Origin of the sequence: Prevotella melaninogenica, assembly GCF_013267595.1 — a bacterium.
GTDB lineage: Bacteria > Bacteroidota > Bacteroidia > Bacteroidales > Bacteroidaceae > Prevotella > Prevotella melaninogenica_D.
Window position 1 is genome coordinate 1,172,019 of sequence record NZ_CP054010.1, and the last position, 18,881, is coordinate 1,190,899.

Sequence of the window (18,881 nt, forward strand, 5' to 3'; positions counted from 1 at the left end):
TTTTAGCTAAGGGCTGAACTTCTTATGTTGAATCCAGCCCTTATACTAATTAAATATCGATGAAAATAGCACCTCGTTAGATACCATTATGTTCTTAGCAAACCTTGTGAGAACCTTCACTGATAACCACAGGATAGACTTCTGGGGCATGACCATACTTTGCTGTGAACTTCTCTGTTGCGTCAGCAATGAACTTGTCATACAACTCATCCTTAACGAGGTTGATGGTACAACCACCGAAGCCACCACCCATGATGCGGGAACCAGTTACGCCATTCTCTTTAGCAACGTCGTTGAGGAAGTCGAGCTCTTCGCAGCTTACCTCATATTCCTTGCTAAGTCCGTGATGTGTTTCATACATCTTCTGACCAACTGTCTCATAGTCACCAGCAACAAGTGCGTCACAGACAGCGAGAACACGTTCCTTCTCACCGAGAACGAAGTGTGCACGCTGGTAGTCCTCAGCACTTACCTTGTCCTTAACAGCCTCTAATTCTTCCTCATTGACATCACGCAATGTCTCGAATTTCTTGTCTGGGAACTGCTTCGCAACAGCTGCAACAACGTTCTCACAGCTTCTGCGACGATCGTTATATGGGCTACCAACAAGTTCGTGCTTAACCTTTGAGTTGACAAGAACGAGCTTATAACCCTGTGGATTGAATGGGAAATACTCGAATTCACGGCTGCGGCAGTCAAGGCGCATCAGCTTACCTTCCTGACCGAAGACGCTTGCAAACTGGTCCATGATACCACAGTTTACACCGATATACTTGTGTTCTGTAGCCTGACCAGCGAGTACGATGTCCCACTTTGATATCTTATTATCAGCAAACAAGTCGTTCAATGCGCATCCGAAACAGCTCTCCATAGCAGCAGATGAACTCATACCTGCACCGAGAGGAACGTCACCAGCAAAAGCAATGTTGAAACCCTTTACGTCAACACCAAGTGCCTTGAACTCCTGTACCATACCATAAATGAAGCGTGCCCATGTAGCGCGTGGACCCTCTGGGTCGTCAACTTTGAACTCTACACGGTCCTTGAGGTCGATAGAGTAGCACATAACAGTGTTTGTACCATTAGGACGAACCTCTGCCATAATGCCCTTGTCTACTGCACCTGGGAATACGAAACCACCATTATAATCAGTGTGTTCGCCAATAAGGTTAATACGTCCTGGTGAGAAATAAATGTTTCCAGTTTTGCCGTCGAAATGCTTAATAAAACGGCTTCTTACGAATTCTATGTCCATGTTAGTAATGTTTTGAATGATAGTTAGGGTTTTATGTATATATCTCTTTATAATGGCAAGCGTAATGCCTGCCATTATAAAGATGTATGTTTTACGCCTTCTTTGAAGGATGTGAGCCTACTAATGCGTAGAAAAGCATGTAAGCCAACATACCAACGATGAGCCAGTAGCTCTGAATGTCGCCTACCTTTGTTGCCATAAGGTTCTGAATCAATGGCATTACACCACCACCAACAACCATGGTCATGAAGAGACCAGAAGCTGTTGCTGTGTATTTACCAAGGCCTTCGGTAGCGAGGTTGAAGATAACACCCCACATAACTGATGTACAGATACCACAAAGGATGATGAACAATACCTTTGTTGGGACCTCTACCTGGTCGAATGTGCTCTCTGCAAGGTTAGGAATTGAAAGGCTCATCTTTACATCCTCTGGCATGAAGATAGCCACGAGCAAGAGGAGGAGGGCTACTGCTGAGGTTACGGTCAACTGCATACGAGATGATACCTTACCGCTGATGAAGGCACTAACGAAGCGACCTACGAGCATCAACATCCAATAAACACCTGCAATCAGACCTGCTGTTGCTGCACTACCAAGTACACCGCCCTTTGCAACTGGCTCACTGAGGTAGAAAAAGAGCTGACCAGGAATACCAACTTCAACACCTACGTAGAAGAAGATAGCAATGATACCGAGCAACAACTGACGATAACGTAAAGCCTCCTTGATACCACCAACGACGTCTGTCTTCTCTGTTTCTGGCTCTGTCAACTGTGTAAACCAAACGATAACGAATGAAGCTGCAAAGATAACTAACGCAATCAACAACAATGGAGTTACTGCCTTGAGTGATGTTTCCTTTGTAATCTCACCAATCATAGAACCTGCGAGCATTGGAGTCAGCGTTGCTGCGAGTGAGTTCAACGAACCACCTGTTTGAATCAGCTGGTTACCACGGTTACCACCACCGCCAAGAAGGTTCAACATTGGGTTTACAACGGTGTTCAAGATACAAACGCAGAAACCGCAAACAAAGGCACCAACAAGGTAAACTACGTATGTGCCGATTTCGTTTCCGTCCATTCTACTTGAACCATATTGGATGGCAATACCGATGAAACCAAGTGCTAAGGCAACAAGAGCAGTCTTCTTATATCCGTATTTTGTAATCATCATACCTGCTGGAATACCCATGAAGAGGTAAGCCAAGAAGTTCATCATGTTACCCATCATACCAGCCCACTCATAGTGCTGCTTCCAAATTGTACCAAATGGCGCCGCCATGTTGGTTACGAAAGAGATCATCGCAAATAAGAACATCATGGTGATAATAGCCACCAAGGTTCCTTTCTTGTTAGTTTGATTTTCCATTTTGATATTTCAATTTTTATTTATTATTTCCTTTTTAGATGCTTATTTCTCTACATCGAACTTATAAATCGTTCTCTGTGTGTAGTCCTTACATGGCTCTAAGATGACTGAAGGGAAATAAGGATGGTTTGGACTGTCTGGGAAGTGCTGTGCCTCGAAGCAGATAGCACTGCGACGTGGGAAGGTTGCACCATGCTGTCCCTTATAGCCGTCAGCCCAGTTATGGGTATATACCTGAACACCTGGCTCTGTTGTATACACCTCCATTGTTCTGCCACTCTTTGGTTCTTTGATGCGTGCAGCGAATGATAGCTCGCCTTCTTCCTTCTTATTCAGTACGAAACAGTGGTCGTAACCCGCACCATTCTTAATCTGTTCGTGGTCAGCGTCGATATGCTGACCTACTGCCTTTGGTTCACGGAAGTCGAATGGAGTACCAGCTACCTTCAAAATCTCACCTGTTGGGATGGATGTTTCGTCAATAGGAAGATAGAAGTCTGCGTTTATCTGGCATTCTAAGTCGTCAATTGTTGGTGTAGGATTAGCAATACCTGCCAAAGAGAAGAATCCATGACTGGTAAGATTGATAATAGTTTTCTTGTTTGTCTTTGCAGAATACTTGATAATGAGTTCGTCGTTATCAGAGAATGAATAGGCTACCCAGACTTCAACCTCGCCTGTGTAGCCTTCTTCACCGTATGAAGAAGTATATTTCAAAACAACGGCGTGGTCGTTAACTTGTACAGCATCCCATACCTTTGCGTTAAAGCCCTCCTTACCTCCATGCAGAGAGTTAGGACCATTATTAATGGCAAGTTTATACTCCTTTCCGTTCAACTGGAAACGACCTTTAGCAATACGGTTGCCATAACGGCCAATAAGGGTTGAAAGATAAGGTTCTGGTGAGGAGATAACCTCTTGTATATTGTCATGTCCTTGAATGACATTTGCTAATTTACCTTCTTTGTCAGGAACCATAATAGCAACAATCGCACCACCGTAATTAGTGACTGCAACCTCATTGCCCTTGGCATTTCTGAGTACATAAAGATCGGTTTTCTTACCGCCTATTGTCGTCTGGAAGTCTTCTTTTTTCAGTCCACACGCGTAGTGTGTCTCTTCGGTATTTACCATGATGTTCTGTTTTTAGTTACTGTTTCAAGACCTGCAAAGTAAATAAAAATAAACGATAACTGCAAACTTAACTTTGAAAATAATAGGGTATGGTGTGTTAAAAACAATTAACATAACAGCTATTTGTATATTTAAGTGAGTTCTAAATGTTTTTTGTTTGCATTTCTTTTCAGCTGTTAGATAGTGAAAAAGTCCTTGATAAATGTGTGAGATGAATAATGAAATATATTTACAAAATATCTTTGTTTTGTGGTTTTAAATGGTTAAAAATGGCGTTTTCGATCACTCTTGTAACTATCAAGGAATCAGGTAGTTGAAAAATAGTGTTGTGAAAGGTGCCTAATTGGACTTCAAAAGGGCGTTAGTTAGACCTCAAAAGGGCATCTTTTGCAAGCCAATTAAGCCCTAATTCAAGCGCAATTAAGCACCAATAAAATTTCGGGTTGTGATTTTTCTTTACAATATGGATGTGGGCTTGGTTCCTTTCTTGGTTCTTCCGAGATATGGAGTAATCAACTAAAACTCTTATGTAATAAGTCACACAGAGTTACGGAGGGGACGGAGGTAAGGGTAATGTTACGGAGGTGCGAATGGCACAACGAGGGACAGAGGTGTAGTGTACAGCCTCCTGATGCCCTTTGGGGTAAACGCTTTACATATAAATTGCTAATAAAATTGGCAAACTATCTCCGTAGCTTCACACACCAGCGGTGTCTCCGTGACTTCCATTGCTTTGTATTTAATAATCCTCCGTCCCCTCCGTGACTCTGTGTGAGACTTTGTCAGAGTCATAAATTTAGGCTGCCTCCTTATCTCTCTAAACTTCTGAAGCGTAATCACAAAGGTAAATACCATGTGCATTGTGAGGCAAGAAGGTTTACGCCTTACTTCTTTCTTGCCACATACCTATCATATAATGGTTTGAAAATAGGGGGAACGGGGCGCGTTTTATATAGCTCTGTAAGATAATCCTTAGCTGTGTCGCTGTTGCTGTAATCCCCTTTCTGAGTGAGCAGTTTTTTAAGTATTTGATAGCTCCAAGGGGCAGGGTAGGCGCAAAGAAGTTGGAGGACCTCATCAGCATCATAGTCTTCTTGTTTGATAGTAGCTTGACAAGCAGCCTTAGCATACCACTCAAAGGCAGGGTCGTTCCAATTACTGATAGCTTCACATGCCTCATCGGAGCATATACCATCTTCCTTTAGAAGGGCTTTCAACAACTTGTTGATACGCTGTCGGTCATTGGGATTCTTGTATTGAGCGAGGAGAGGGAGGATAGCATCATTCCCTTTGTTGGCTTCTTCGATGACTGTGGCATAATAAATCTTGTGGGGTTTGAAGTCCATGAGCAATCCTCTCTCAAAGCCACAGGGCTTCATATAATCGAAAAAGACGAGGCTGTCAAGGGAGAAACACAACTGGTTGGGTAGTTTAAGTTCGTAGCTATCGTACCTATAGATAGAGATAGCAGCGCGATTGTAAGGTTCTTCAAACCTGCTACAGCCAGACATCAACTCTACGTGTGTCGTATCTTTTAATGCCTGCTTCAATATGTCAAATACTTGTTTGTCAGCTTTTTTCAGTAGAATCCTGTATGCCCAGAGCCTTGTTATGCGTGAAGTATCGGTATTGGCAATCTCCACTAACTGTTCTACCGTTGTGTGACGGCGGAGCTGATCGGCATAATCAAACTGCTCTGACCGCCTCCCTGCCATACCGATACCCCTCGAAAATGCCATATACTGGCAGTGGTGGAAGGAATCGAGTGCCACCATAGCACTATCAGATAACCTATCTGAAACCTTTGTGCAAGAGCCATAGCCACTGCCTAAAACTATCAGTGTGAGGACTGATATGACAAGATAAATACGTTGTTTAAGTACTAAGTAGTTCATTATTATATCTTTTTCTTGTTTTATTCATTTAGTGTATAGCCGAGTCGGGCGTTAAGTCGGTGGGCAAGTTGTTCTATCTTCTTCCTCCGTTCAGAATCTATTTCGTAGTCACGAAGCTGTTCGATGACACGGATAGGGGCAATGGTGTCGCTGGGCCATGGGTCTTCCTGTATTTCGGAAGGGCAGTAAAAAGCGATGACATTCAATGAATCGTAAACCTTGATAGAGTCGGGACAGCTGTAGCTATAGAATGATATTCTCTTTTCTGTTAGTCCGTTAACTTTATAAACACCTATCAAGTTGTTGTCAAAGAAGTCGTACTCTCGCCTTACGAGGTACTCACCGTCTTTACAGAAGCAGGTGGGGGGGAGAAAAATGTCGCCCCCTATGACTTGAAGGAAAATGGCAAGTAGCCAAAGTCCAATGCCTATCAGCGCACTATAGAGGCGTATCACCAACTTCCTTTTGCTTTTCCGTGCAGCAATCATCAGTGCAATCGGTGACAGAAGAGCAGCCCAAATAGGTATGTAAGTCAGTCCCCAGCGCAGGTGTACGTCTTCGGGTAGCAGAATATAAATCAGCCCACAGAGGAATATTGCACTAAGGTGTAAGCCCATTGCAAGCGATAGTTCTTTGCGTTGAACAAAGTCTTTTATCCTATTCCATTGCGGTTTTTGCATATTGTTAAAGTTAGTTATGGAGCAAATTTACGCTTTTCTACATTAATAAGCAAGTATTTGTTATGTTTTTTGTAGTTCTCACTATTTATTCTTTTCTCATCCTCTGATATAGAAGAGCCTTTTCTCATACTCCTTTGAAGTGGTGGATAACGCTTTGAAAAATCATTACACAAATTTAAGTAAAACCCCTATAAATAAGGATAAAAACACATATAAAAAGCGTGTTTGTAACCAACAGGAAATCAGTTAGTTATAAAGTAGCATCAGAAAAGGTGCCTAATTGGACTTCAAAAGGGCGTTAGTTAGACCTCAAAAGGGCACCTCTTGCAAGTCAATTAGGCATCTTTTAGAAGCCAAAAGAGCATGTATTGGTTGATGAGGATGTGAAAAAAGTTTACAATCATACGTGTGATAGCTTAAAAGAAGAGTAATGTTTTTTGTGAGAATAAGACTTCACTTATTTCTCAATCAGCGGTCGGAAGACTTGAGGAAACGTTCCCTGTTTCGCTTGTTGTTGAAGAAAAGCCTTTATATCTGAGAAGTTCTTGTATTTTTCTTCTTGGGAAATCATATCTTTAAGAATGTCATAGCTCCACGGTGCAGGGTAGCTCCAAAGGAGGCTGATGTAACGAGTTTCACCGTAATGTGTCTTCTTTTTGGCTGCAGCTTGGCAGATGGTCTTTACATACCATTCAAAGTCTGGCTTATCCCACGCCTTAAGAAGCCAATAAGATTCGTTGGTCATTCGCCCATTCTTCTTCAAATCGCGCTTCAGAAACTTATTGATTCGGGCGATATCGTTCTTGTTCTTGTATCGAGCGAGGAACATCAAAACCTCGTCATTGCCTTTGTCAGCCTCTTTGATGATGGTTGGGTAATAGGATTTGAGTGGTTGGAGGTCATGAAGGAACCCTTTTTTATATCCATATTTTTTCATATAATCAAAGAACACTAAGCTGTCAATGGCTGCTTGCTGTTGTTCAGGCAGGTCCTCGTCTACGTTACTATAGTAGACGCTGAGAATAGAACGGTGGAAGGGAACTTTGAATTCTTCTTCAGAGCTGGATATACAGTTTACTTTTGTTGTGTCGTTTATAGCCTGTTTAAGAATGTTGAATATTTGCCCATTGGGTTTCTCCAACAGGATTTTGAATGCCCAAAGGCGTGTGATGCGCGAAGGACTTGTTTGGGCAAGCTCAGCCAACTGGTCGCTTGTAGCATTGTAGCGCAATGAGTCAGCATAGTCAAATTGCATTAAACGATAATAACTATCGTGCCCTACAGTCTCATCCTCAGAAAAGAAAGTTTCTTTGTTTAAGGCGTCAAGAGCCATTGCAAGCGTTTTAAGCGACTCTTCCGTTTGTGGTCTTCCACTTCTGACAGTACGTCTTTCCTTTAGATATCTGTCGTACAGCGGTTGGAAAATCGGAGGGATAGGTCCTTCCTTTGCATACTGTATAAAGTGTTTCTTTATTTCGCGAATGTTACTATATCTGTCTTTACCAGAAAGGATATTGTCGAGAAGTTGATAGCTCCAAGGCGCAGGATATTGCCAAAGAAGAGGGAAATAATCCTCTACGCTAAAGTAATCTGGTTTGCCAATAACGGCTTGACAAACGCTTTTTGCGTATTCTTCAAAGTCTGGTTTGCCCCATTCTTCGAGGATTTCACGGGTATCGTATGTCAGTCGCTTGTTCTCCTCAAAGTCAGCTTGCAGCAACTTACGGATGTGCTGTAAGTCGTTAGGATTCTTATATTTGATGAGCAATGGCAGGACTTCTACCTGTCCGTTGTCGGCAGCTTCGACTACAGCTGCATAGTATTTCTGTCTGGGTTTGAAGTGTTCGAGTATTCCATAGGAATATCCATAACGCTTCATATAGTCGAAGAAAGCTAAACTATCAATCGCCTCTTGCATTTCTGGTGTCTGACTATTCACTTGATCAAAATAGTAGAGGGAGAAAGCTCTGAGGTTATAAGGTTCCTTGCTATAGAAACAATAACTCATCTGCTCAGTCTCTGTGGTGTCGTTGATAGTTGCTTTCAGGACATCATAGACTTGCTTGTTAGGTTTCTCTAACAAGATTCTGAAAGCCCAAAGACGTGTGGCAGGATTAGGATTTGTCTTAGCTATCTCGGCTAATTGGTCTGGTGTGGCGTGACGGCGCAGCCAATCAGCATAATTATATTGTTTTGATCGGTGATGCTCTGGACCGAGTACGTAGGTAGAGGCAAATATACCATGCTTGTTTATGGAGTCGATAGCCATCTGAATGCTGTCTGGCATCTCGTACACATCAGTCTTACCACTTCTGAAACTACTGCCAAGAAGTGTTATAGAGAGGAGTGTTGCGACAAGGTAAATAGGTTGTTTAAAGTTGAACTTTTTAATTCTTTGAACGTTGAGCATAGAACTTTGAACTTTGAGGTTTGAACATTGAACTTTATGATTAGCGACTACGAATTTCTCGAATAACACGAATCATTTGTTATTGTTAAAGTTAGTTATGTGGCAAATTTACGTTTTTCTACATTAATAAGCAAGTATTTGTTATTATTTTTGTTCTCACTATCTGTTTTTTTCTTATCTTCCGACACTGAACCCTTTTTCTTTTTGATACTCGAAAATCCAGCGATAAGGCTTTGAAAAATCATTACATAAATTCAAATAAAACCCCTATAAATAAGGATAAAAACACATATAAAAAGCGTGTTTGCAACCAACAGTAAATCAATTAGTTATAAAGTAGTATTAGAAAAGGTGCCCAATTGGACTTCAAAAGGGCGTTAGTTAGACCTCAAAAGGGCACCTCTTGCAAGTCAATTAGGCATCTTTTAGAAGCCAAAAGAGCATGTATTGGTTTTGAATTGTATGAAAATAGTTTACAAATATCAATATATGGGAACCAGTTGTTTGCAGAAGACGGATAGGTTTAATATCTATTTGCATTTTATCTTTTAGTTTATCCTCCTTTGTAAGACCAAGTCATTTGAGATATTAATACCCTACAAGCGTATAAATCTTTACCCTATCTCTACTCTATGAATTTAACAGACGAACCCCTCTTGTTTATAAAGTGACTGCAGAACTACTAAGTAGTTTTTGTGTTAACTATGTTTAAAATCGCAAAAATAAATAGGTTGTGGAGAAATACCTGCTGTTTTTTTTGTAATTTTATCCCCAAAATTCATTTAAGGCATGAGTAACAACTCACTTACATGCCGCATATTGGAAATAGATGAAGCAAAAGACAACGATAAAACTTATCTATGCGTGGACACTTCTTTTTGTGTTCACTTCTATGCTTTTGCTCAAAGATTTCCATTATCATAACACTTCTTATCACGGTTCAGACAAGGCTTCTGTAAGCCATAATGCTTCGTTGAAGCAGGTTTGTAACACTTGTGACTTCACAATGCACGAGTCTGTCGAAGCTAAAGCAACAGTTTTCCAGCCTGTTGTAGCGATAAGTTGGGTTCCAAAACGTATATTTACAGAACAAACTGTCTATCAGGCTGTTGTCTCAATCAATAGCCATTCGCCTCCGACAGTGGGCTAATCATCACCTTATTTATATGGGATAGGTGCGCACTAAGGTGTGCATACATGTCCGTATGACAAACTTTTCATAGGTTCTTTGCCCATTTAAGGGGGCGAAAGAGCCGTCTATTGACATTTAATATTTAGTCTATGATGCTTAATTTAAAATTAGACAGGCATCAGTGGGCAGGTGTTTTATTCGCATTGCTGTGTTGGTCTATGCCGTTAGCTGCACAGCATGAGAATACCACTAAGCCTACTCATGATTCCATTTGCCTAAGTGAAGTTGTGGTTTCTACTCGTCGCCAGATGATGAGTGTAAACCAAATAGGCAGTCAAATTAATCAAACCGCCATTACAAATGCTATGGGACGCTCCTTGGGTTCATTGCTTGAGGGGGTCAGTGGTATAAGCTCTATCCAGACAGGAACAATTGTTTCAAAGCCTGTGATACATGGAATGTATGGCAATCGCATACTCTTGGTGAGCAATGGTGCACGTTTGACAGGTCAGCAATGGGGTGCAGATCATGCCCCAGAAGTAGATAAAAACAGTTATAGTAACATCGAAGTGGTGAAAGGAGCAGATGCTGTAAGATATGGTTCAGAGGCTCTTGGCGGTATTGTGCTTATGCAACCTTCCCCCTTACCTTATGACGTCAGTGGTCTTCACGGTATGGTAGCGGGACTTTATGGCACCAATGGCAGACGCTTTGGAGTCTCAGGTTATGTTGAAAATAGCTTTAAGTGGCATGGCGACTGGGCATGGCGTTTACATCTGAATACCGAGAATGGAGGCGACAGAAGTACGGCTCATTACCTGCTAAACAATACCGGAATGCGTGAAAACGACCTATCCCTCGCCTTAGGTTATAGACGTGGAGCGTGGCGATTAGAAACAGGTTATAGTCTGTTTGCACAGAAATTAGGTGTTATGCAGAGTGCACAGATGGGTAACGAACAGCTGTTACAAGAGCGTATCAGACTCGGTCAGCCAGTCGATTTTACCCCTTTCAGTCGCCATATAGACTATCCTTTTCAGCAGATAACTCATCATAATGTCTATTTTAAGGCGTTTTTTGATCACGAAAAGATAGGACATTTCGCTTTTCAATCAACCTTCCAGCAGGACAATCGACGCGAAAACCGCATCCGACGTCTGAACCATTCGGACATTCCTACCGTCAGTTTGCACTTGAATTCGTTGCAGAACTCACTCGTTTGGAACAAGGGTTATCAGCATTGGAAGAGTGAAGCAGGAGCGCAACTGCTGATAACCGACAATACGAACGAGCGTGGAACGGGTGTTGTTCCTATCATTCCGAATTACACGGAGGTAGCTTTCGGACTCTATGCGCTGCAGAAATACACTGCTGATCGATGGGGAATGGAGGCTGGAGTGCGCTTCGATGGACAGCAAACAAAGGCTGATGGCTATGATTGGACAGGACGAAGATATGGCGGAAAGCGTGACTTTGCGAACTTTACTTATAGTCTTGGTGGTCATTATCACATCAATAAACAACTGAAATTGACCTCCCATTTTGGTGTAGCTTGGCGTGCCCCACATGTCTATGAACTGTATAGTAATGGCAATGAACTTAGTTCTGGTATCTTTGTGAAGGGCGATTCAACCCTCCTTTCAGAGCAGAGTTACAAGTGGATAACCTCATTGAAATATGCAAGTAAGTACTTTGATGTTCAGCTTGATGGCTACCTTCAGTGGATTAATAACTACATCTTCGACCAGCCAACAGGACGGAATATCACGGTTGTATCAGGTGCTTATCCTGTATTCCAGTACAGACAGACACGTGCTTTCTTCCAAGGTGTCGACTTAGATGCCCATGTCCGACCACTATCATCGCTCGATTATCATCTTGTTACGGCAATGATTTGGGCACGTGAGATGCCTTCTCACGCTTATTTACCTTATATTCCGAGCTTCCGTCTGACCCATTCGCTGACGTGGTCGCTGCCTTTCTTCAAGGCATTCTCGCCTAAGATAGGGTTAAGTCATCGCTTTGTGGCAAAGCAAACACGCTTCGACCCGGCAACAGACCTCATTGCAACCAGTCCTGATGCCTATCATCTTATGGGCTTTGAAGTCAACTTCTCGGTGCCAATGCGTGAGGGTCAGTCGCTTCGTGTAGGACTGATGGGCGACAATATCCTTAACCGCGAGTACAAGGAATACACTAATCGCAGTCGCTACTATGCCCATGATATGGGTCGTGACGTGCGTTGTATGATTACATGGAACTTCTAACAAAAAACATAAAAACGATGAAAACAAAGAGATTCATAAATGGTCTTGTCCTTGCTTTTAGTGCAGTAATGACCATGCTGTTCGTGGGTTGTAACCCAGAACAGCCAGAGAATGAGAAAGAAAATAAACTCCATGAAGACCCTGTTCGTGCTGTCTTTACACTGCAGGAAGGAACACTCAACAATGCTTCTGCCTTTGATAATACGCCAAAGATGGCTAATTTCAAGGCGTCTTCTGCTCCAGCTCAAGTGATAGAGTGGGAGACAACGGCTGGTCAGGGTTGGCACGTGACGAGCGCAACAAAGTCGTTTAACGTAAAGAATAGCGTGGACAACCCTTCAGTTGTCTATCTTCTGAAGATGGAGTATTATAATGCAAAGGGCGAAATGATGAACAGTCAGTTCTATAACCTTGGTCAGGACAAGATTCATCAGCACTTCTTCTCAATGTTCAAGCAGGTGATGTATGAGGGACAGACGAGTTCTGTGCGTGTCACAAACAAGGCAGAACTGCCTTATGACTACCGTTATATAGACGAGTTGAACGGTACCTTCGTTGGCGACACGAATCCTATGGGCTTCGAAGGTCTTATCAAATTTGTGAAGCCGGGACGTAAGTTTACGCTCTCTGTCGACCTGCTCCACGCTGCAGGAAGTAAGTTTGGTGACGACGGAAAGGCCTCTCCTTTCTACAATCCAGCTGGAAAGTTGCTTAGCACTGGACTTTGGGATATCAACGTTAAACTGCCTATCGTGATTGATGGGCAGTCAACTGAGGAGAGTACTACCGACCCTTCACTTATCAATCCTGCAAAGGCTGTGATTGAAATCTATAATGGTCACCTGCATGGACCAAAGGCTTTTCATCAGAACCCAACACCAAAAGAATTGAAGTATATCGGACGTAACTACAAGCTTACCTATACTTTGGAGAATGGAAAGTGGGTGGCTGATCCACAGAATGGTAAGAGTGTGAATCTTATGGGAAGTAGTCAGGGGTATTATGTGTCGGCTTTTGTCATTCACTATTATGATAAGGCGGGCAACGAAATTACCTCTCAAATCGTCAATAATGGCGAAGACAGCCACTATCAGCACTTCTTTATGGTAGACGATATTCGCCCTTCTTATGGCGGAAAGAAGGAGGCAACCGATGTTAACTCTACTGAATTCTTCGATTATGTCTACTGTGATACGGACCCATGGAATAAGACTAACAAGTTTGATGGTGCTAAATTCACTGGTCAGTCGAACCCTATCGGACACAAAGGCTACTTTAAGTTCTTGCGTACGCATAAGCAGTTTAACCTCGAAATTCGCTTGATGCGTGCTCGTAACTCTAAGTTGATCAATGGCAAAGCAAGTCCTTTCTACGCACCAACTGCCCGTCAGTTGAAGGAGGAAGCGTGGCTGCCAACCATCGTCGTACCGATGAATATCTATATGGACAGCGATGAGCGCGAACTGGATGAAAAGGTTTACGATACTGATTACGATAAGTTAAGCGACAATGCAAAGGATTATTCAGAGAGCAACTTGATGTCAATTCGTTCACTGATGGATGCCTTTGGAATAACCGATATCAAGACTGCTGTCCTCGATTTCTGGTGGAATTTCCACGGAGATAGCAAGCACAGCGATGCTGGTTTCTGGTTCTAATCGCAAGAATTAAAGACTTATTCCTTCCTCTCTTAATATCGAGAGAGGAGGAAATAATATGGGAGACAGAAAGTAATTACGCGCTTTCTGTCTTCTGTATTTCTGCATCATTGTAAAAATCTTTCATATCTTCGATTTCAAGACATTATCTTTTGGCTTTGAAAAGACGCCCTTTTGGCTTGCAAAAGGTGCCCTTTAAGCCCCTTACTAACGCCCTTTTGACGCCTTACTAACGCTCTTTTGAAAACCGCTTTTGCAACTACCTGAACACGAGAGAGTTATAACGATGTTTAAAATACTTGTTTTTAGTCTTTTATTCCACCTTTTTTCTTGCTATTTTGTAACAATATTTCATAATGTTGTGCGGATGAATTTTCTCACAGAGGGCACAGATTTGCGATGATATGATATTGTTTCCTAACAGATTTTATTTTCTTATCGGCATCTTGTCTGTCTTTGTAACTTGACGTAGCCCACTACGTCTGCGCCTAAAAGACAAATAATCTGCTCAATGATAAAACAAAATATGTTTAGGCTCTAATAATCGATTTGGATTAAAATACCTATTAGTAAGTATTGACAAGATGGAAATCTTTGCCTATCTTTGCAGCAAAAATCGACAGAATGGAGAAACGATTAGTATGCCATAGAACGTCAAGTGGAAGAAAGCGTATTGCAGGTTGAATGCAATACGCTTTTTTTTATGAACAAAACAAGACATTGTCCGTTAATAATGCTATTATGAAAACATTAAAAGAAGATGTGCGGAGTAGGATTGTCATGGCCGCCCGCAGTGAGTTTGTTAAGTGTGGTTATAGGAAGACCTCGATGCGAACAATCTCGGCTAAGTCCGGTGTTGTGCTGGGGAATATATACAACTATTTTAAGACAAAGGACGATATCTTATGTGCTGTCCTGCATCCGCTACTCTCTGCGATAGGCGAACGAATGGCGTCGTATAGCAAGGGTGAACACGAAGAAACGCACCTTGATTTCTCCCCACAACGGCAGAAGGATTTTCTAAAGGAAATGCTTCGTTTCATTTTCTTATATAAGGAAGAACTGAGACTACTGCTCTTTGAGTCGCAGGGTACCTCCTTGGAGAATTTCCGTGAGAACTTTATCGACGCACAAGTGGCGATAAGTAAAACTTACATGGAGCAGGTGGGGACGAGAGTGTCGCCTCTCTTCTTTCGTATTAACGCCTCTACATGGGTGACCATCATCGGTGAGATTGTGATGACCCCCGACCTTCGGAAGGAGGAAGTGAGGCAGGCTTTGGGCGAATATATATGCTATAATACGGCAGGGTGGCAAGAACTCATAAAACAATAAGTTAGGTATGAAGAGATTAATCCTTATTACAATGTTATGTCTGTGCCCTCTGCTCGTGACGGCCCAACGGCTGTTAAGGGGTAAGATAATGGAGAAAGAGACGTCGACTCCTATCTGTGGAGCATGCATAGCAGTCAAGGGAACGAGGCAGAAGACCCTCTCTGACAAGGCTGGCGACTATCAGCTGACGGTTGCCACAGGGGGTGCTTACACGATAGAGGTGTCGGCAGTAGGCTACAAACGGCTGAGGGAGGTCGTTGCGGCGGGTGGTGATGTGACAAGAGACTACTATCTTGAACCCTCATCGACCTCGTTGCGTGAGGTTGTCGTGCGGAGTTCGGCACAGAGTGCAGAGATAAACCAGATACGGCAAAGCCCTATGGCCGTGACAGTTGTGGACGGTGCGAAACTAAGAGGACGGTCGAGTAGCATTGAGGAGATACTGACGAGGACATCAGGAATTAAGGTTCGGAAGGCAGGCGGACTGGGTAGTGCATCGCGCATCTCGGTTCATGGCTTAGAAGGGAAGCGTGTGGCGGTATATATCGATGGGTTCCCACTGAACAGTCCTGACGGTTCGTTCGATATTAATGACATCCCGATAGACGTCATCAAGTATATCGAGGTGTATAAAGGAATTGTCCCTGCGGAGTATGGCGGAGACGGTTTAGGAGGCGCCATCAACATCGTCACACGAGAAGACGAGTGCGACCTGGTGGGCTTTACACAGGAGTTGGCATCCTTTGGGACGGTGAAGACGCTCGTAAGTGGACAAAAGCTCTTCACCCGACCAGGGATATTATTTAACGTGGCATTCTTTAAGAATAAGTCGAAAAACGACTATATGATGTCGTGGCCAGTGTTCGAGACTAATCTGCCTGCGTCGGCATATAGAAAGGTGAGACGTCGGAACGACTATTACGAAGCCAATTTCTATCATGTAGGGATAGGGTTTAGGAAGCTCTACTTTGATAAGTTCGACTTAGAATGTGCCTTTTATCAGAACAAGAAGGGGATACAGTCGCTTAATTTCGACGCTCGCCATGCCTATACAAAAGGGATAAATATCATGCCAAACCTCGTGTTGGAGAAACAAGACTTCCTCGTTAAAGGACTGGATATGAAGTATGCTATCGTCACACCTATCATCCGCTCGAATATGACAGACACCGCCACGACGAGGAGACAATGGGACGGAACAGTCACACAAGCCGTAGGAGAGACGGACGACAATCTTTTTAACGAGTCGCATGATCGGCAGTTTGAGGTGAGGAGTAAGTTTAACTTGAAATATACACGGGGTCGGCACACTCTTAATCTCAATGACCAATCGGCCTACTCGGCCTATACTCCTAAGGACGAAGGCATGAAAGACTATCTTGGCTTTGACCCCAGTGCCTATCCAAGTAGGATGACTGCTAACAACATCGGTCTCAGTCATCTGTTTGTCTCGGCTAATCATCGGTTTCAAAACGCATTGACTCTCAGCATCTACTACCTTAACTCGAGGATTTACAGAACCAGTGACGCGCTGGCGAAAGGGCAGGCAACAGACGAGTTAGCACCGAAGCAGACCCGTGTGGAACGGTCGTATTATGGCTTCAGTGAGGGCTTCAGCTATGAACTATGGAAGGATGTGCGGGCGAAGCTGTCGTTCTCGCATAACGTGAGGATACCCGATACGGGCGAACTCTTTGGTAATGGGGTGAGCATCAAGCCGTCGGTCAACCTGCAGCCAGAGGTGGGGAATAATCTGAACCTTGGTTTCATCGTCGATAGAAGAGGACTGTGCGGACTTATGAGGGTGCAGTGGGAGACGAATTTCTACTATATGATGATGAAGAACATGATAAGACTCTTCCCTGCTGACACACGTTCTATCTATACGAACTTAGGGAAGACAAGGACCATCGGAATGGACACTGACGTGAAGGTGGACGTCACACGCAATGTCTATCTCTACTTTAATCTCACCTTACAGGATATCCGAGACAGGCAAAGATGGTTTAATGACGAACAAGGAACGAGCAACCCTACCTATAATAAGCACGTCCCTAACATCCCTGCCTTTTACTATAACTATGGCATGGAGTACCATGCAGAGGGCTTGATAGGGCGCCGAGAGCTGTCGAGAGTCTATATCGACGTGTCGCATGTGGGCGAGTTTGACTGGGGATGGCAGATGAGTTCGCTTGCAGAGGAGCGTAGGAAATGGCGTATCCCATCCAATGATGTCTTCACGATAGGCCTCCAACAGTCTTTATGGCATAATAATATGTCACTGAGCCTTGAGTTAGAAAACGTCTTCAACAAGGAGAACTACATGGAATTTAAGATGCCTCTGCCCGGAAGAACATTAAAGGCAAAACTACGCTTCAACCTGTTCAGAGACAAACTGGCAGGTGGGGCAATGAGCTTATAATTATTAACTTCTTTAATCAAAACACAATGAAACATTATTTCTTAACTGCAGCTATCATGCTGCTAACGACCGTCGGACTACTATCTTGCGACAAAGACTCACCTGACACACCGCCTGCACCGGCAAAGACGGAGATGGGCTTCGTCCATAGTGTTAACATCGGAGACAATACATACGTAAGTGTTTTCAAAGACATGAACGTTGGCTCGCTCAATACCGATAATGCGCTGGTGATGCCGAAGGGTGCTTTTTCCTTCGTATATAAGGGGAAAGTGTATATAACCGACACCGAACACATCTATAAATATGCCCAGAAAGAGGGAAAGTTAGTGCAGGAGGGGAATACTATCCTACTCCCAAGTGGGGCTGCAGCAATGTACATCACCTTTGCTTCCGACCATAAGGCATACGTCTCTTGTCATGGGTTAGGAAAGGTAATCATCATCAATCCTACCACAATGGAGAAGGTTGGAGAGATTGATTTGGCGGAGTACTCCTTGGGGAAAGCCGCTGGTGACAATAATCCTGAGCCTGCCGCATCTGTCATAAGAGACGGAATACTCTACGTGGCACTTAGTCAGATGAAGTCTACATACGTCTGTGAAGCAGGGGCTTACGTGGCTTTGATTGACACAAAAACCGATAAACCTATCAAAGTCGTTAGTGATCCTCGTGTCTCAATGGCCTCTGGTGAGTCGCCAGCTGGCGACCCTTTCATCGATGAGAAGGGTGATATCTATTTTTATTGTGTAGCGATGTTTGGCTATCAGCCTGGTGTCAAGGAGGGATTTCTGCGTATTAAGAAAGGTCAGACAGACTTTGATAAATCCTACTGCTTCACCCTTGCGGATGTTAACTTAGTGGGTGTCAAAGGTAATAAGACGTCGTATGCGTACGTGAAGGTGTATGGCGGCAACGGAAAGGTGTATGCTTACCTCAACATACCAGGTGCTGCAAGCAATCCACCAGACTATGTCCACGATAAATGCTTCCAACCTTTCGAGATTAATCTCTACAATAAGAGCTGTACAAAGTTGGACCTCTCTGCCACAGCTGGGTGGGCTGCAACCCTCTGTAAGTCGGGTAATGACATCATCTTCGGTATGTCCACCGACCAAGGTATGGGCTATTCCGTCTATCATCCAGCCACTGCCACCTACGAGATCCTCAAGGTAAAAACCTCTGGTGCACCATATGCAGTGCATGAGTTGAGGTAGTTTGTGTACATATCGAATCCACAGAAAGAGTAGTAGTCCCTTCCCTTGAGGGTGTCTCAATTTTGATATACCCTCAAGGGAAGGGACTGCTTGGTGGTTGC

At 43.4% G+C, this 18,881-nt stretch carries 12 protein-coding genes; 6 read left to right on the top strand and 6 right to left on the bottom strand.

Annotated elements, in window-relative coordinates; translation table 11 throughout:
- Positions 1-94: 94 nt before the first annotated feature.
- The 6 genes from galK to FIU21_RS04305 all read right to left on the bottom strand — a co-directional run bounded on the left by galK (position 95) and on the right by FIU21_RS04305 (position 8,749).
- The gene (gene galK, locus FIU21_RS04280; protein ID WP_004360645.1) at positions 95-1,255 is read right to left on the bottom strand and encodes a galactokinase; all 1,161 of its coding nucleotides are present in this window, start codon (positions 1,253-1,255) and stop codon (positions 95-97) included.
- A 91-nt stretch (positions 1,256-1,346) separates the two neighbouring features.
- Entirely contained in the window at positions 1,347-2,630 is a 1,284-nt protein-coding gene (locus FIU21_RS04285; protein ID WP_004360646.1) for an MFS transporter, read from the bottom strand.
- A 42-nt stretch (positions 2,631-2,672) separates the two neighbouring features.
- Positions 2,673-3,764, bottom strand: a complete 1,092-nt coding sequence (locus FIU21_RS04290) for an aldose epimerase family protein (protein ID WP_004360648.1) — start codon at positions 3,762-3,764, stop codon at positions 2,673-2,675.
- An 884-nt stretch (positions 3,765-4,648) separates the two neighbouring features.
- Complete coding sequence (locus FIU21_RS04295) at positions 4,649-5,659, bottom strand: hypothetical protein (protein WP_004360651.1); 1,011 nt, start codon at positions 5,657-5,659, stop codon at positions 4,649-4,651.
- Positions 5,660-5,679: 20 nt separating this feature from the next.
- A complete protein-coding gene (locus FIU21_RS04300; RefSeq protein ID WP_004360653.1) occupies positions 5,680-6,339 on the bottom strand; it encodes a hypothetical protein in 660 nt (219 codons plus the stop codon).
- Positions 6,340-6,796: 457 nt separating this feature from the next.
- Complete coding sequence (locus FIU21_RS04305) at positions 6,797-8,749, bottom strand: hypothetical protein (protein ID WP_172891304.1); 1,953 nt, start codon at positions 8,747-8,749, stop codon at positions 6,797-6,799.
- An 829-nt stretch (positions 8,750-9,578) separates the two neighbouring features.
- Between FIU21_RS04305 and FIU21_RS04310 the strand changes: the two genes are divergently transcribed.
- From FIU21_RS04310 to FIU21_RS04335, 6 genes are all read left to right on the top strand, one after another.
- Complete coding sequence (locus FIU21_RS04310; protein WP_036886497.1) at positions 9,579-9,899, top strand: hypothetical protein; 321 nt, start codon at positions 9,579-9,581, stop codon at positions 9,897-9,899.
- A 131-nt stretch (positions 9,900-10,030) separates the two neighbouring features.
- Positions 10,031-12,148 carry a TonB-dependent receptor gene (locus FIU21_RS04315; RefSeq protein ID WP_004360658.1) on the top strand — a complete coding sequence of 706 codons (2,118 nt, stop codon included), beginning with the start codon at positions 10,031-10,033 and terminating at the stop codon, positions 12,146-12,148.
- Positions 12,149-12,165: 17 nt separating this feature from the next.
- Positions 12,166-13,806, top strand: a complete 1,641-nt coding sequence (locus FIU21_RS04320; protein WP_036886498.1) for a hypothetical protein — start codon at positions 12,166-12,168, stop codon at positions 13,804-13,806.
- A 741-nt stretch (positions 13,807-14,547) separates the two neighbouring features.
- Positions 14,548-15,141 (top strand): TetR/AcrR family transcriptional regulator, encoded by a 594-nt coding sequence (locus tag FIU21_RS04325; RefSeq protein ID WP_036886540.1) that lies wholly within the window; start codon positions 14,548-14,550, stop codon positions 15,139-15,141.
- 7 nt (positions 15,142-15,148) lie between these two features.
- Entirely contained in the window at positions 15,149-17,563 is a 2,415-nt protein-coding gene (locus tag FIU21_RS04330) for a TonB-dependent receptor (protein ID WP_036886499.1), read from the top strand.
- 26 nt (positions 17,564-17,589) lie between these two features.
- Entirely contained in the window at positions 17,590-18,780 is a 1,191-nt protein-coding gene (locus FIU21_RS04335) for a YncE family protein (protein WP_004360666.1), read from the top strand.
- Positions 18,781-18,881 lie beyond the last annotated feature (101 nt).